The 16,420-nt window shown below is 55.5% G+C and carries 14 protein-coding genes; 6 read left to right on the top strand and 8 right to left on the bottom strand.

Annotation, left to right across the window (positions count from 1 at the left end):
• Positions 1–116 precede the first annotated feature (116 nt).
• Positions 117–692: a C40 family peptidase gene (locus tag CJD38_RS15215; protein ID WP_107941232.1), complete on the bottom strand. Its 576-nt coding sequence runs from the start codon at positions 690–692 to the stop codon at positions 117–119.
• A gap of 472 nt (positions 693–1,164) precedes the next feature.
• Between CJD38_RS15215 and CJD38_RS15210 the strand changes: the two genes are divergently transcribed.
• From CJD38_RS15210 to CJD38_RS15200, 3 genes are all read left to right on the top strand, one after another.
• A complete protein-coding gene (locus tag CJD38_RS15210; protein WP_107941231.1) occupies positions 1,165–2,370 on the top strand; it encodes an acyl-CoA dehydrogenase family protein in 1,206 nt (401 codons plus the stop codon).
• Positions 2,371–2,488: 118 nt separating this feature from the next.
• Entirely contained in the window at positions 2,489–3,352 is an 864-nt protein-coding gene (locus tag CJD38_RS15205; RefSeq protein WP_107941230.1) for an SDR family oxidoreductase, read from the top strand.
• Positions 3,353–3,507: 155 nt separating this feature from the next.
• Entirely contained in the window at positions 3,508–4,287 is a 780-nt protein-coding gene (locus tag CJD38_RS15200) for an outer membrane lipoprotein-sorting protein (RefSeq protein WP_107941229.1), read from the top strand.
• Between the two features lie 112 nt (positions 4,288–4,399).
• Here CJD38_RS15200 and CJD38_RS15195 read toward each other — a convergent pair whose 3' ends face one another.
• The 7 genes from CJD38_RS15195 to CJD38_RS15165 form a co-directional block, all read right to left on the bottom strand.
• Entirely contained in the window at positions 4,400–5,107 is a 708-nt protein-coding gene (locus tag CJD38_RS15195) for an EthD domain-containing protein (protein ID WP_107941228.1), read from the bottom strand.
• Positions 5,108–5,249: 142 nt separating this feature from the next.
• Entirely contained in the window at positions 5,250–6,041 is a 792-nt protein-coding gene (locus tag CJD38_RS15190; RefSeq protein ID WP_107941227.1) for an SDR family oxidoreductase, read from the bottom strand.
• Between the two features lie 106 nt (positions 6,042–6,147).
• A complete protein-coding gene (locus CJD38_RS15185; RefSeq protein ID WP_107941226.1) occupies positions 6,148–7,311 on the bottom strand; it encodes a sulfotransferase family protein in 1,164 nt (387 codons plus the stop codon).
• Positions 7,308–8,414 carry a DUF1214 domain-containing protein gene (locus tag CJD38_RS15180; protein ID WP_206363030.1) on the bottom strand — a complete coding sequence of 369 codons (1,107 nt, stop codon included), beginning with the start codon at positions 8,412–8,414 and terminating at the stop codon, positions 7,308–7,310. The genes CJD38_RS15185 and CJD38_RS15180 overlap by 4 nt, the downstream gene beginning before the upstream one ends.
• 188 nt (positions 8,415–8,602) lie before the next feature.
• On the bottom strand, positions 8,603–10,777 hold the full coding sequence (locus CJD38_RS15175) for a PhoX family protein (RefSeq protein ID WP_206363029.1): 2,175 nt from the start codon (positions 10,775–10,777) through the stop codon (positions 8,603–8,605).
• 164 nt (positions 10,778–10,941) lie between these two features.
• Entirely contained in the window at positions 10,942–11,883 is a 942-nt protein-coding gene (locus tag CJD38_RS15170) for a response regulator (RefSeq protein WP_107941224.1), read from the bottom strand.
• Between the two features lie 16 nt (positions 11,884–11,899).
• Positions 11,900–13,723 (bottom strand): DAHL domain-containing sensor histidine kinase, encoded by a 1,824-nt coding sequence (locus tag CJD38_RS15165; protein ID WP_107941223.1) that lies wholly within the window; start codon positions 13,721–13,723, stop codon positions 11,900–11,902.
• Between the two features lie 247 nt (positions 13,724–13,970).
• On the opposite strand from CJD38_RS15165, the gene CJD38_RS15160 reads away from it, so the two are divergent.
• From CJD38_RS15160 to CJD38_RS15150, 3 genes are all read left to right on the top strand, one after another.
• Positions 13,971–14,468, top strand: a complete 498-nt coding sequence (locus CJD38_RS15160; protein ID WP_107941222.1) for a nuclear transport factor 2 family protein — start codon at positions 13,971–13,973, stop codon at positions 14,466–14,468.
• 10 nt (positions 14,469–14,478) lie between these two features.
• Positions 14,479–14,937 (top strand): nuclear transport factor 2 family protein, encoded by a 459-nt coding sequence (locus CJD38_RS15155; RefSeq protein ID WP_107941221.1) that lies wholly within the window; start codon positions 14,479–14,481, stop codon positions 14,935–14,937.
• Positions 14,938–15,054: 117 nt separating this feature from the next.
• Complete coding sequence (locus tag CJD38_RS15150) at positions 15,055–16,419, top strand: DUF1329 domain-containing protein (protein ID WP_107941220.1); 1,365 nt, start codon at positions 15,055–15,057, stop codon at positions 16,417–16,419.
• The last annotated feature ends 1 nt before the right edge of the window (position 16,420 follow it).

The following is a 16,420-nucleotide window of genomic DNA, read 5'->3' as shown; positions in this document are numbered from 1 at the left end:
CTTTAACGTGAGCCAGCGGTGGGTTTCGCTGCGCTCGGCAATTGCTCCTGCATTGCTCTACCGAGGGCATCCGTGCCCTCGTTTACCCACCCTACGAGATACAGCAGATTTACGGATTAGATATTGTCTTCCTGCACCACGCGCCGCGCGGCGACAAAGTGATGATCCCAAGTCTTGTTGAGTTCAGTCATCACAACACTGCGCTTGTCGGGAGAGGCATGAATCGCAAAACCATCTCCCGCGTAAACCGCCACATGCAGGCGGTTTTTCTTCCAGCTATAAAACAGTAGATCGCCGGGTTGCAGCGACTGGCTGTTAACGGGTTCGCCAATGCTGGCCAGATCTTGGGTGGTGCGGGGCAGTTCTATGCCGGCGCTTTCGAATAGCTGCTGAATCAGGCTTGAGCAATCCACGGCGTCGGCTTCGTTTGCGCCAAAGACATAACGCGTGCCGAGCATGGCGTGGCCTTTGAGTAGGACCAGTTCGCGGATGATGCTTTCGCCAATGTTGGTCGAGGCCACCAGTTCAAGTGGCGCTTCGGCGCTGGAAGCGGCCGGTGTGACGGGTGAGCTTGCTGCCTGATGCCAGTCGGCTAGCTGCTCGCTGAATTGTGTGGGTGCCGCGATGGTCGCGCTGGAAGCCAGCAGCATTGGGGCGCAGAAGATTCGGACGAGGGCGGCGGCGTAAGTCATCGGATTGCTGCGTCGGCTGTACTGAGGGCGAATGCATGCTCTCGCGACAAGTACGGCATGAGCGGCCCGACGCGACGGCCGTCCGTTTCTCGCCGACGAGTCAAAACGAACGACCTCTTAGCGGTCGATAGCTGCCGCTAACCCGGTGACCACTAGAGAAGGATTAATGTTTTGCGCAATTCGGCCGATAGGGATGGCCGGGTTTGAGGGACTTTATCGGGGGTGCTTGTTTGTTGGTCCGGTCAGCCGTCCATGGCGCAACTGGGCTCATATCTAGTACCCACGGCCCGGCCATCCTTGGCCGGTCGTTCGGCACCGCGGCGAGCAGTGCTCGCCAAGCGCGGCGCCTCACCTCCTCACATCGGACGAAGCGTTCCGCCCCCTCTGGCTTAAAATGCGTGAGTCAGGCTCACCAAGTGTGGGCCGTCGCCATTCCATATCTATTTCAATCGTTATCGCTCGGGATATCACCATGTCGAATCACAACGCCGACCGTACAAGCGTCGCGCAGATTTTTTCTGGCCTCACTAATGATGAGCAAGAGGTTCTGGATAACGCGGACCGTTTTGCCCAAGCCGAGATGTATCCCTTGGCGCAGAAGATGGACGATGAAGAATGGTGGCCGAAAGATATCTTCCCGAAGATCGGTGAAACCGGTTACTTCGGCATCACCGCGCCAGAACAATACGGCGGTGCGGGCATGGACGTATTCACCAGCGGTTTGATCCTTCAGGCCTTCGGCCGTTGGAACCACGCGCTGGCACTGTCGTGGGTTGCGCATGAGAACCTCTGCCTCCACAACATTCTGCGTAACGCCAACGAAGACCAGAAGAAAAAATATCTGCCTGGTCTGTGCAAAGGCACGCTCGTCGGCGCGCTTGGTCTGACCGAGCCGGGTGCGGGTTCTGATGCGCTGGGTTCGATGCGCACCACGGCACGTCTTGAAGGCGGTCATTACATTCTGAATGGCACCAAAATTTTCATCACTAACGGCCCCGTCGCTGACGTGCTGCTGGTTTACGCGAAGACCGATAAAGAGAAAGGCGCTCAGGGCATCTCGGCATTCATCGTCGAAAAAGATTTCCCTGGCTTCAAGGTTGCGCAGAAGCTCATCAAGATGGGCTTCCGTGGTTCGCAGACTGCAGAACTCGTGTTTGAAGACTGCAAGGTTCCAGTTGAGAACTTGGTTGGCGAAGTGGATCGCGGTGTGAAGGTGGTGATGAGCGGCCTCGATCTCGAGCGCTCGATGATCTCTCCAATCTGCCTCGGCATCGCCGAGCGCGCATTGCAGCTCGCGATTGATTACGCCAAGCAGCGCAAGCAGTTTAATCGCCCGATCGCCGACTTCCAGATGGTGCAGTCGATGATCGCTGAGATGTATGTGTGGGTTGAAGCGATGCGCCTCTACACCTATCAGACGCTGCGCGCAGCGAACTCGATCAGCGAAGACGAAGGCGGTCGCGGTGACATCCACAAGATCACCGCAGCAGGCGTGATGTTTGTTGCTGAAACGATGAACAAAGTGCTCAACCACGCTGTGCAGGTGCACGGTGGTTATGGCTACATCTGGGAATCGGAAATCAATCGTCTGTATCGCTCGATCAAGCTGCTTGAGATCGGCGCGGGCACGACGGAAGTTCGCAAGATGATTATTGCGGGCGAACTGCTGCGTAAGTAAGCGGAATTAAATTGTAGGGTGGGTAGAGCGTAGCGAAACCCACCGCTGCACATTCAGATCAATGGTGGGTTTCGCTGCGCTCTACCCACCCTACATTTAGAGTTGAGAGTTTTATTTAATGACCACCGACACCGTACAACTCAACAATCCCGAATTCCTCTGGAACACAGAAACGGTTTACCGCTCTGATTTGTTCAAGGGCAAGGTCGCGTTGGTGTCGGGCGGTGGCAGCGGTATTGGACGTGCATCGGCGCTGTTGTTCGCGCGCTTGGGTGCGACGGTTGTGATCTGCGGCCGTACGCTGGAAAAGCTGGAAAAGGTTGTCGCGTTTGCGCAAAGCAAAGGCGCTGACATGACGGCGATGACTGTAAACGTGCGCGAGCCCGAAGCTGTTGATGCGCTCTACAAGCAGATCCACGAAAAGTTTGGTCGTCTGGATTACGTCGTCAACAACGCAGGCGGTCAGTTTCCGCAGAACGCGATTGATTACGCGCCTAAGGGTTGGATGGCGGTCATCAACAACAACCTCAACGGCACCTGGTTCATGATGCAGCGCGCTGCGCAGTATTGGCGCGATCAGAAAATGCCGGGCTCCATCGTCAACATCGTCGTCGTAATCGAACGCGGCATGCCGGGTGTTGCACACACCGTGGCAGCACGTGCAGGCATCATCGGTGCATCACGCACGGTCGCTGTTGAGTGGGCCCCATTAGGTGTGCGCGTCAACTGCGTTGCTCCTGGCCTCACCGCAACGGAAGGTCTGGATGTGTATCCGCCAGAAGCGGTCAAAGAATTCCCACTCGCCAATCCGCTCAAGCGTCCCGGCACGCCGATGGAAATCGCGGAGTCAGTGATTTATCTCAGTGCATCTTCCGGCAGCTTCATCACCGGCGAAGTGCTCACCGTAGATGGTGGTGGCAAGCTCTGGGGCGAGCTGTGGACGGCAGGCCGTCCTGATTACTACGCACTGCCGACAAAGTAGCGATCAAGCTGCGGGCTAGGCATCAAAACTAGTCCATAAATCGTATTGCTGATTACTCAGCACTGACATACGCTGAATCCATACTGCTACGGTCAGGCCGGGCTGGTGCAGGCGTTGCAGCAATCTATACGGTCATGTGCAGGGAGTAGATCGTCGTGAAAATAATCGCAACGTTGTTATTGTTCGCGCTCGCTGTACCGGCGTATGCCGCCGATGCCGAGTTCCAAAAAGTTTATGGCTGTATGCGCGCCAATGTGCCGGACACCATCCGCGCACAAGAAATTGAATTCAACTCGACCGACCGCACCGGGGGCTCCCGCGTCATCCGCGGCAAGCTCACCGCCAAGCGTGACAACGGCTTGGCTCGCATCTCAATTCGTATCACGGCACCGGCCAATGTTTCTGGCGCGGCGTATCTCGTGCGCGAACGTGTGGGCAGTCCAGAAGACGATATGTTCGTATTTCTGCCGGGCGTCGGCCGCGTGCGCCACATCACCGGCGCATTCGCCAATGGCTCGCTACTCGGTACGGACTTTAGCTACGCCGATGCCAAGCTGATTCAAAATACGTTCACCGGTTCCGACGGCAAGCTGGAAGCCGCAAGTGAAATTGATCAGCGCCCAACGCATGTGTTGACGCTCACGCCAACTAAGAAAATGAAGAACCCAAGCTACACGCTGGTTCGCATGTGGCTGGATCAGAAAACCTGTGTGCCGCTGAAAGCAGATTTCTATCAAGGCACCACGCTTCGTAAACAGCTCAGTGCTTCGGCCAATGCGCTGACGCAGTCAGGCAAGTTCTGGTATCTGTCACAGCTTGAGATGAGTGATCTTAAGGAAGGCACCAAGACGCAGATCAAGTTCGGCAATGTCGAAGGCGATGTAAAAGCCACGAAGGAAATGTTTGATCCGAACGGGTTTTACAAAGGCAATTAAGGCTTAAAGAAAAGCGCTGCATCGTAGGGTGGGTAGAGCGTAGCGAAACCCACCATTTCTTTGGCGCGTGCAAGCGGTGGGTTTCGCTGCGTTCTACCCACCCTACAAAAAATTACAGAAGCTTGTACTGACTCGTCGGCGCAACGTCGATCTTGCTCATATCGATGAAGCGAAACACGCTATCCATCATCGCTTTGAGGTTGGCCTGAAACTTAGCCTCATCGCCCACCGCATCAAAGAACGTATACGGATCGTTCAAGGCGGCAATCGGGAAACCTTCTTCCACCACCGCATCCAATGGCGGCGCATTCGGCGTTAACGGGCGAATCACAGCATTTTGGATGTATTCAAAATTGGACTGCGTTTCCACCGCAACCTTCGTGTGCGAGTTGTGCCACACGTCTAGCCACTCGGCATAGGGCTGCGCCTGAGGTTTGCGGATCAAAGCAATCTGCGCAAAGCCTTCGGTGCGTTCGCCAAGCTTGGCGGGATGTTTGTGATTGCGCAGTGGCTGCGACTCGGTCACCAGATACGCCGCAAAGCGCGCCGTGTTGGCGGCGATTGCTGCGTCGATAGGTGCACGCAAATGCGCAACCGCACTGTCCATCCAAACCTGCACGATGGCTTCCAGTGGTGGATTGCTATTCGTTTGCTTCAGGCCTTCGCCTGCTGCAACCGCAGAATCCGCCACATTCACTTGCAAGCTACGCACCGATGGAATGCTGCGTAGTTGCGAAGTGAGATACACGCGCAGATTTTTTCCAAAGGCGTCGATATCGACTTTGGGATCGCGTTCAACCAGATAAATGACTTTTTCCATGATGTGCTCTTTAAGTTTTCCCTCTCCCCGCGTGCGGGGAGAGGGCAGGGTGAGGGGCTCTTGCAGAGATTGTCTGGCCCCTCACCCCGACCCTCTCCCCATAAAAAGCATGGGGAGAGGGAGTGTGAAGACGCGACACGCCTTACGGCATGTACGAACCACCATTCGCATCCAACGCAGCACCCGTCACCGCACTGGCGTAATCCGAAACCAAGAACAACGCAGCGCGTGCGCATTCGTCGTCGGTTGGGATGCGGCCCAATGGGATCGTGGAAGAAATCTTGGCTTTGAGTGTTTCCAAAGGCACGCCCGTTTCCTGCGCCTGCCATACAAAATAGCCTTCAACCGGCGCGCCCCACATCCAGCCCATGTGAATGCTGTTCACGCGAATGTTGTCTTTGCCGACTTCTTTGGCGAGGTACTTGGCAGAGTTAGCGAGTGCAGACTTCGACGCGGCATAACCGGCTTCGCCTAGCGGAGGAGGAGTACGCGCGGCCATGGTGTTGATCATGACGATGGCGCCGCCGCCTTGTAATTTCATCTGTGGCAACACTGACTGCGTCAGCTTGAGCGTGCCGATCAGGTTGGTGTTCATGACAGCAGCCCAAGCATCGAGGTTGGCGCTGGAGACGTAATCCATATCGCCGTGAACGAAGGCGCTGTTAACAAGCGCATCAATACGGCCGAACTGTTTGATCGTTGCGGCAACGAGTGCTTCGCACTGTGCGCGGTCGGTGATGTCGGTGACGATCTTGAGAACTTTGCAGTTCGGGTTGATCGCTTTGACGCGTGCTTCTGCGTCATCCAGCTTTTCCTGGCTACGTGCGGCAGCAACAACGCCAGCAGCGCCTTCGCGTGCGGCTTCAATGGCGAGCTTTACGCCGAGGCCAGGGCCGATACCGGACACGATTACGATTTTATCTTTGAGTAACACTGTGTTCTCTCCTTGTGATTAATGTTTTGTTTTTTGTAGGGTGCGCTGTGCGCACGCGTTGGTGGCCATGTGCCAGATCCGCGTGCGCACAGCGCACCCTACGTATTTATGCTTCGATGTACTTTTTGCGGTAATCCGCGAAATCACGCTTGAGCTGTTCGTCGCTCAGACCAAAATCGCCGGGGTGGTATTCATGTGCTTCGCGTTTGTCGCGGCGATTTTTTTCCATCCACACTTCCATCGCTTGCTTGCCCTCAGCTGAGAGCGTCATGCCGGTGTGGGCGTAAATTGCGTCGACCACTTCGAAAGGTTTCTTCACGGTGTCGATGAAACGCACATCGAGGAATGGCGTGTTGTTGGTCGCACGGACATCCATCGTGTGATGGAAAGCGCGAGCCATCAGATCATTCCATTCGTGGCCAGCGGCTGATGCATCTGGGCCGCTGCCGTAAATGCCCCACAGCGTGTGAATCATGCTGGCGATAGAAGGAATGGTGTCGACGGGATCGCGATGCGTCTGGATAACTTGTGCGCCCGGGAATTCCTTGAGCAGCAGTTTCATGCGCAGCAAGTGATGCGGCGCTTTCAGCACCCAACGCGTTGCAGTGATGCCGCGCTGACGCTGCTGCCACTGCAAGAACTTGAGAATGCGCTTGAGGTAATCGTAGGCCGGCGTCTCGTCGCTCTCGTGCAGCCACTTCATATAGCTCGGCACATTCGCGTAAGCGTTGAAGGACGACATGAAGGAATGTTCCATCAACATCACTTCTTCATCCGCCTGATCGGCGTCCATCGGATGAATCGCCATCAGCTTAGGCATGGCGTCCACCATCACCTTCACTTCACCGCGTGCACGCTCCATGCGCTCAATCGGATTCTTGATGTCTTCACCGGGAAATGGAACCGGATAGCGCGACTCCCACCAGTGCATCGAGTACAGGTTGGGATCGCAAGACAGCACGCGCTGCAACAGCGTGGTGCCAGTGCGTGGCAAGCCAACGATAACGACTGGCGCGCCAATCTTTTCGTTTTCAATTTCTGGATGCTGACGGAAGAACTCTTCGATACGCAGGCGATTGACCAACATCTCGACGATCTTGTGCTCCAACAGGCCGCGACCAAAATCTGAGAGATTGGCTTCGGTGTTCAGCGAATCGCAAAGCACTTCAAGACCCTTGCGATATGTTGGATCGCCGAAGTTCTTCAGGCCTGCGGCTTGTTCAAGCGCGGCGCGCTCGAGTGCATCGGGGTTCAGTGTCGCGGCGCTCATGCGCGCTTCTCCTCAATTAACGAATTCAATTTCACAACGCGCGTCTGCGGGTGAACGTGTTCTTTGGCGCCGACCCAACGGAAGCACAATGTGCCGCGATCGTGGCCTGCAGTTTCCAGCCAGTTGGCAACGCCGGGATTCTTGTGCGACAGCACCAACGTCACGCCGCCATCAGCATCAAGCTGTGTGGAGTTCTGGTTGTGGCAGATGCGGTGATAGCGGTAGTCGAGCGACTCCATCCACCAGTTGTTGATCTGCAGGTTCCAGTAACGGCATTCCGGAATGCGTGGAATGTGCACCACCATCGCTTCGTCTTCGGCGAGCTGCCAGTACGAGTGGTAGTAGAAAATATTCGGATCACCACCAGCGGCCTGACACACAGCTTGGTTCGCAGGCGGAATTTCATTCGGGTGCGGCAGATAGCTCTGCGCCCAGTTGGCAAACACGGTTGCGGTGCCTTCAACAAACTTGGCGACATTGCCGAGGCTGGCCTGCAAGCGTTCAGCGGTGAGGGGCTTCGGTGCTGCATCGCTGCCAACGCGTTCGATCTTCAACTGCGAAGGACGCTCAGTTTTGCGATCAAGGAAAGTCTGGCGAACGATGACGGCATTGCTGCCCGGTTCGAGGCGCACCCAATTGCCGGGCTGTTCTTTCTGACTGAGGATCAACTCGAAGCGGCCTTCAGCGTCCATCTTGATGTTCGCTGCATCAATGAAGCCGGTCTGCTCCATCTTACCGTTGGTTTCGTAGCCACCTTTCTGCGTGCCAATCGACAAATAAAACACCGTGCCGCGTGTTCCGCGAATCACATAGTCGTTCGCGCCGTTAATTTTGGCGAAGTAGTAAAGATTGTCTGGATTGTCCGCGCCGATCTTGCCGGTCTCATGCGAGGGCAGGAAGAAGCCGGGGAAATCCGGATCTGAAAATTCCAGATGCATTTCCAAACCAATGCGCAGCAAACGCGTGAGGTAGCGGTAACCTTCAGCGCGGCTCAGTTCATCGCTTGGTGCTTCCGGGCGCAGAATTTGATTGCCTGCGTGCTTCAGCGCATCGCAAAAGTCGTCCCACGCTTTGCCGGAAATTACGTCGTCTTTGGCCGCCATCACCAACCTCTCCATACTGTCGTTTTCTATCTACTGACAGTAGGTCTCGCAGGCTGGGCTTACTTCCCCTGTTTGTAGTAGCGAAAAGCCCTTTAGCGGCCATATCTTGGGACAATAAAAAACAGGCCCGCAAATGCGGGCCTGTTCGCTTGCTACAGCCATCAAATTTGAAGCTAATTTAGCGCCAATTAGACCCCGATCACGCCGCCATCATTCTTGGTGATGATGATGGTGGCTGAACGTGGGCGGGCGCCTGCAGTGCCCGCCTGTGTTGCATCGCCGCTGACGTTGGGCCAGTTGCTGCCCGGTGCTGCGATGTTGCCGTTTTCGCCCGGATGCTGAATCTGCACAAACAGCGCTTTGCTATCTGGCGTCATCGTGATGCCCGTGAGTTCGCACTGCTTAGGGCCAACGAGGAAGCGACGCAGATCGGTGCCGAGGCTCTTACCTTTGAACGTCGACTGACCGTTCAGCGTTGCTGCGCCGCCATCACCGACTTTGCCTGGTGCTGCGACGAGCATCATGCAGTTGGTGGTGTCGGTGTAAGCGCCGTCATCGGTTTGAATCCAAAGCTGGCCGTTCGGCGCAAACCACAAACCGTCTGGGCTCGACAGATCGTTGTCTGCGGTGAGCTCGGAAGCGTTGACGGCTGGGTTCGTGTAACCGGCACGTGAACCGAACAAGAAGATGTCCCACGTGAACGACGTTGCTGCCGGGTTATCACCCGTTTCGCGCCAACGAATGATGTGGCCGTTGATGTTGCCGCCGGTGCCCGGAACGCCGCCTGCAGCGGTGCCGGTGTAGCGACGTGGATTCGCTGCATCCAGCGGCATGCTGGCGTTGCCGCGTGAGCTGTTGTTGGTGAGCGTGAAATAAACTTCGCCGTTGAGCGGATTGACTGCAGCCCACTCAGGACGATCCATCTTGGTCGCGCCAACGCTGTCAGCAGCCAGACGCGTGTTAACGCAAACCGCAGCCTGCGAGGTGAAAGGGAACAACGCGTTGTCGGCGTTGAGTCCGTTCTTGCCCTGCGTCAGTTCGAGCCACTGGCCCGTGCCGTCTGCGTCGTAACGCGCAACGTAGAGCGTGCCGCTGTCCATGTACTTGTCGCCAGCGGTCATGCCTTTGTTGGCATCTGCTGGATCCCAGTTTGCGGTCGAAACAAACTTGTAGATGTATTCGCCGGCAACGTCGTCGCCCATGTAGAAGGTCAGCGGTTTGCCAGCGACAATTTTTCCAGGCCAGCAACCTTCGTGACCGAAGCGACCGAGCGCGGTGCGCTTGCGTGGCGTTGAGGTTGGATTGAATGGATCAATCTCAACCACGTAGCCGTAGGTTTGCGGCAAGTTGCGGAAATCGTCTGCGCCATTGGCGGAGCTGCCGGTGACAGAGCAGTTCCAACGCTGGTATTGATCACCGGCCATGCTGGCCCAATTAAAGTTATCAACCTGACCTGGGTTGATGGTGTAACGCGCGAACGCTGCGTTGTCTGAGGCGCTACGCAGTGGGTTGGTGTTGTCACCGGCGACACGCGTGAAATAGAACTTCCAGTTTTCTTCGCAAGTCAGATACGTGCCCCAAGGCGTGTAGCCGTTGGCGCAGTTGTTGATTGTGCCGCGAGTTTTCGTGGCAGCAGGCGAGAGTTTCGAGACAGCGAATTTGCTGCCGCGCACTGGACCGTTCAAGTCCATGTCGGTGAATGGCGTGATGCGGCGATTGAAAGTTGAGTCGCTCACGACCGCGAATTTACCTGCGGGATTTTTTCTGACTTCTACTACGCTAACGCCGTGGCAGTTCATCTCTTTGATGATTTCATCTTCTACCGTACGCACGCCGCCAACCGAGGTTGGACCTGCTGCGTGCAGATAGCTCTGCGTGATGTTCTCGTGGTTCATCACCAACAAGCCGCGGCCAGATTCCGTCAGGCTGTATTTGCCATCGTTACCGAGGCCGAAGTAATGCATGCCATCGTGATGATCGCCTGCGCGCTGTGCGTAAGACGCACCGGTTTCGCTGCCGTTGCCAAGGTAAACTGCTACGCCTGCTGCAATCGGATCACCCAATGCATAGAGCACATTGGCGCTATAACCCGGGGGCACGGTGACGACGTCAGCCAAGCTTTTTGCAGTGGCATTAAAGCCCAGCTTAGGCGCGTTGGTGGGAGTATCGGTGTCGACGCCATTGTCGTCGATTGAGCAAGCGGTAAGGCCAAGGCCGCCCAAGGTGAACGTGGCCAATGCGCTGGCGCTGCCGAGCAAAGCTTGGCGACGCGTCAGGTTAGCTTTGAGAATGTTGCCAAAGTATTTGGGATCCGCGGGATCAATCGCGCGCGGGATTTCTGTGAATTCGTCGTTCTTATGCACTGTAAGTACCTACTAAAAATTGGGTACTGCGAAATCTAGTGAGCACGAATGACGAAGCGGCGGCGGTTCCATTGCAGATTCATGATGCTTTGGTGACAGCACCGTGGCGCACAAACAAAAACGCCGACGATCTCTCGTCGGCGTTGATTTTAAAAACGAAAAATTTAAGCGCGCTTAACCCATGAGCGCAGTGAACGAATGCGATCCAGGAATTTGCCAGTGCCGGTGGTGGCTGTCGGCGGTGGCGTGGTCGTCGCTTCGACTTCGTAGCGCTTGTGCAGCTCAGGATTCTGCGACAGACGTTCGTGCTGCTTGAGCGCGGAGTTCACCGTGATCTTGCACTGGTTGTCGTGAATAGGTTTGGTGATAAAGCGATAGATCTGGCCTTGGTTGATCAGTTCAATCGCCTGACCTGCGTCCGCGCGATCGGTGAGGATCACGGACACCAATTCTGGGTGATGTTGTTTGAGCGTGCCGATCAGGCTGATCACAGGATGGTCCTGCACACGCGTGTCAGACAGCACCACGCCAATGCGCTCGCGTTCCATCAGGTTCACGGCTTCTTCCATCGTCGTGGCGCCGAATACGCGGTAATCGCTGCCGAGGATGCTCTGCACTTTGGTTGGCACAGAAGGATCGTCGTCCAGTACCAACACGCCAGGTTGCGGACCAGCAGGCGCACCAATGTTGTCGGCGGTTGCGGCGCTGAGTGCGGCGCTGGTGCGTGCAGCAGCAACGGCGCGTGCGACGGTGACAGACAAATCTTCGTTGGACCAAGGCTTATTCACGAAGCGGAAAATTTCGCCTTCGTTGATCGAGCCAATAATCGCGTTGAGGTCGGAGTAGCCGGTGAGCAGGATGCGCATTGCATTCGGATTGAGATCGCGCGCGGTGCGCAGCAGCTCAATACCGGTCATGCCGGGCATGCGTTGATCGCTGACGATGACGTCTACAGCCTGAACTTTCAGCAGGTCGAGCGCTTTTTGGCCGCTCTCAGCAAAAAATACTTCGTACTGACTGCGAAACAGCATACGCATGGTCGTCAGAATGCGCGGCTCGTCATCGACGAAGAGGATGCGCGCTTTGGCGGTGGTGCTAGCGGTCATGAGTGAAGTCCTGCGTTCAAGCGGCTGCGAGTGACGGGGCTGTTTCGTTATCAGCCGGACGTTGTTGTTTCAGTGGCAGGCGAATGGTGAATTCGCTGCCCTTGCCGACCACGGAATGTACGTCGATTGTACCGCCGTGCTCTTCAATAATGCGGAATACGATGGACAGGCCCAAGCCCGTGCCTTTGCCGACCGGTTTGGTGGTGTAGAACGGTTCGAAGATGCGCTGGCGAACTTCGTCGGTCATGCCACAACCGTTGTCGATGATGCGAATGCTGACACCGTTTTGCTCCGCCGACGTGTGCACAAAGATCTTGCCGGTGTCGCTGATCGCCTGAGCGGCGTTGGTGAACAGGTTGAGGAACACCTGATTGAGCTTGGATGGCGAGCATTCAATCTCTGGCAGATCGCCGAACTGACGAATGACTTCAACGCGATTCTTGAGTTGGTTCTGGCAGATCTTGAGTGCGGTATCGATGCCGTCGTTGACTCTGAACTGATCATTGCGTGAACGGTCGACGCGCGAGAAGTCTTTAAGGCTGGAGACCAGATCTGCGATCTGCACCAGACCGTGGTCAGTGTCTTCGAGCAGATTGTCGAGATCGCCCATCACTTCAGTTGGGTTGACGAGCTGACGGCGTTCGTCTGCATCGCTCAATGCGTTAGCGACTTCTTCGTCCGACGCATCAGCCGAGGTCATCAGCGTGAGTGCGCGATCTTGTGCAGAGCAAAGATCGCGAATGTCTGCGAGCGTGGTGCGCACGATGGACGCGTTGCTGCGTGCGTAACCCAGCGGCGTGTTGATCTCATGTGCAACGCCGGCAACCATCTGACCGAGCGAAGCCATTTTTTCAGATTGAATCAGCTGAGCCTGCGAGTTACGCAGATCGCTCAAAGCGCTGGAGAGATCCTTGGTACGTGCTTCAACCTGATCTTCCAAGTGTTCGTTGGCGTCCACCAGCTTGCCGTTGGCCTTGTCGAGTTCGCCGTAGCTGCGACGCAGACGAATACCCAACCAAGCCAGAATCAAAAGCAGCAACGCGGCGTAGCCGACGAGGATGACGCGATACTGGTTGGCGTTGGCTACTTCGCCTTGATACCAAGCGGTGTAAGCCTGTTCTACAGCCTGCAATTGTGCGCCGGTTGGGCGACCCAAGAATGAGCTCAGCTTGTCGAGCATTTCAGTCTTGTCTTGAATAATTTCTTCGCAGTTGCCGTTGAGGCTTTCCATCGCTGCGGTGAAGGCTTCTGACGGCGCTTCGGTTCCGGCTTTCATCTGCGAAATCAAATCGCGAATGGTTCCGGCGTTGTTTGGTGCGGGCGTAACGCTGAGCGTCAGCAACTCGGTTTTGAGCTGCATGATGAGTGGCTTCAGCATTTCCTGCTTTGCGGCTGGCGCAGCAGCGAGTACGGCATCGCTATTGAATGGCACGGCGTCCATGTTGTTGACCAAGCCCTGGTTCAACAGCGTGTTGCGTGCTTCAAAGTCGAAGCCCAATTCGAATTTGGCTTCGATGGTGTCGAGGAACTGGTCGAGTTTCTTGTCCAGATCTTTGTTCAGACCGCGCAGGGCCGTTGGGCCTTTGTCGAGTGCGTCGAGATCTTTGCCCAGACGTTGCGTGATTTTGGTGCGGTCCGCAGCGGAGCCGGCAAGCGAGCTAGCGCGGGTCTGCGTGAACATGCGGTTCAATTCGATGTCGAGGTTGTCGACTGCGCGGATGTTTTCAAGACGAGCGCGATGCAGGTTGCTATCGACGCTCTGCGTCATCTTCAGCAAGAAACCTAAAATACCAATCGCAATAACAGCAGCAATTGCTGGCAACAGCAGCTTAAATTTCATCGTTTACCCCCATGTACTTCGCGAACGCTTTTTATAGATGAACAGGTCTGATTGCCTGCTTTAGACGTCAATAGGCGATTGTCGCCTAAAAACACCCCTTACGGTCAATGATTTACATGGGCATTACATCGTCTGACTGCATTAGAAAAACGGCGTAAATATGCCTCTCTCAGCCAAACGGAGGATTCGGTCCGCCTGCCACTACGGTGAACTGCGGCATCGCAATAAATCTAATTAGGAGAAGAGAATGGACAACGCAAGTCTGGAACAGCGAATTGCCGCTTTGGAAAGTCTGGAGGCGATCCGCAGTCTCAAGGCCCGTTACCTCTTCGCCTGTGACCGTAAAGACCCGGCCACGATGCGCGCCTGTTTTGCAGACGGCAAGGTTCATATCGACTACGGCATCGTCGGCACGTTTGATAACGCCGACACGCTGGTTGCGCTCTACACCGAAGTCGCCTGCCATCCGAATATGGTGGAGATGCACCACAGCGCAGATCCGCAGATTGAACTGATCAGCGCCGATCACGCGCGCGCTACTTGCAGCCTGCATTACTGCTTGCTCGAAACAAAATCCAAAGGCTTTACCCAGCTCGGCGGTTATTACGAAGACGAGTACCGCAAGTTCGGCAAAGATTGGAAGATCACCAGCACGCGCTTCATCGTGACTTCGACGCTGTCGATGGATATGAGCGAGGGCATCGCGAAGGTGCTGTTCGCGGGCAATCCACAACTCGCAGCCTGAGGAAGCTACCATGCTGACTCTGCAAGAAATCTCCGATCGTATGGAGCTGGAACGCCTGACGGTGGACTACGCCTACGCGATTGATGAGCGCGCTCTCGATAATCTTGATGCTGTGTTTACGCCGGACGCATACATCGACTATCGCGCCATGGGTGGCATTGATGGCTCATATCCGAAAGTGAAGGAATGGCTGGGGCAGGCTTTGGCTGCGTTCCCAGACTTTATGCACCTCAACGGCAATTTTTCCTGCGACATCACGGGCGACACGGCCACGGGAAAGATGGCTTGCTTCAATCCGATGGTGGTGCCGAATCCTGAAGGCGGCAAAGACACGATGTTTCTCGGTCTTTGGTACATCGACAAATATGTGCGCACGCCGAAGGGCTGGCGCATCAGCGAACGCGTTGAGAAAAAGAGTTACGACTTCAACATGCCAGAGTGGATGAAAGTCGCGCTCAAGATGAAATAAGTCATCTCATCTTTATCTGTTTTGTAGGAGCGCCTCTTAGGCGCGATGGGCGATTGAACTATCGCGCCTAAGAGGCGCTCCTACAGGCTAATGCTGCCAACTAATGTAGTGAGAATCATGCGGTTTAAAATAAAATTCAGTGCAGTGCTGGCGCTAGTTTTTTGCAGCGGTGTTGTAAACGCAAAAGCAACGCCCGATCAAATTGCTCAACTCAACAGCGACAAACTCAATTGCATCGGCGCTGAACGTGCAGGCACTGCGAGCGGTGTCGCGGCGTACACCGGAAAGTGGTTAGACACATGGCCGGGCTTGGGTGATCCCAAGGTTTACACGCCGGGCCCATACGCAGCAGAAAAGCCGCTCTACACCGTCACCGTCGACAATATGACGCAGTACGCCAGCAAGCTCACCGAAGGGCAGAAGGCGATGCTGAAAAAATATCCCAAGACTTTCCGCATCCCTGTTTATCCGAGTCATCGCGATTTCGGCATGCCCGTTTGGGCCTGCGATGTCGTCAAGAAAAATGCAGAGAGCGCACAGTTGGTGCACGACGGTTTGGGTACGCAGGCAACCACCGGTGCGATTGCATTTCCGTTTCCTACGACTGGCCTCGAAGCCATCTGGAATGTGATTCTTAGCAGCGGCCCGTGGAACGAAACTGCGGTGGTGGATATCGCTGACGTATTTCCGAGTGGCCGCATCGCTTGGGGCAAACAACGTTATATGACGCTGAGTCCATATGCGGACCCTAAAAAGCGTATGTCGACGCAAGACACGGTTGCCGCATATTTCTATGGCGAAGTGTTATTGCCAGAGCGCGACAAAGGCAGCATTGGCGTGGGCTTTCAGCCGACCGATTTCAAAGACGGCAGCACGCATGTGTGGGCCTACAATCCGGGCACGCGCCGTGTGCGCCAAGCGCCGGATATCAACTTTGATTACCTGACGCCGCCTTCTAGCTTGCGAACGGTTGATGACGACGCATTGTTTAACGGCTCGCCGGAGCGTTACAACTGGAAGCTCGTTGGCAAAAAAGAAATGCTGGTGCCTTACCACGCGTTTCGCGTGAATGATCCAGCGGTCAAGTACAAAACACTGCTGACACCCGATACTTTCAATCCCGATTTCATGCGCTATGAATTGCATCGCGTATGGGTAATTGAGGCCACACTGAAAACCGGTTTGCGCCACATCTATGGACGCCGGGTGCTCTACGTTGATGAAGATACCTGGCATGCACTGTGGGCAGATAACTACGACGTGCGCGGACAACTCTGGCGCGCGTCCTACGTTAATTTCCGCTACGCACCAGATGCACAAGCATGGCAACGCGGCGTATCGGTGTATCACGATCTGATGTCAGGTGCGTATGAGGCCGGCTACTTGGTTAACGAAGCGGGCAAAGACTGGTGGCGATTGAATCGCACCGACATGCATCAAATGATGTTCAGCCCAGAAGCCGCAACACGTAAAGGGCATTAAG

Origin of the sequence: Stenotrophobium rhamnosiphilum (genome assembly GCF_003052265.1) — a bacterium.
Taxonomy (GTDB): Bacteria; Pseudomonadota; Gammaproteobacteria; order Nevskiales; family Nevskiaceae; genus Stenotrophobium; species Stenotrophobium rhamnosiphilum.
Note: the sequence above shows the minus strand (reverse complement) of the source record. Positions and strands in the feature narration are given on the sequence as shown.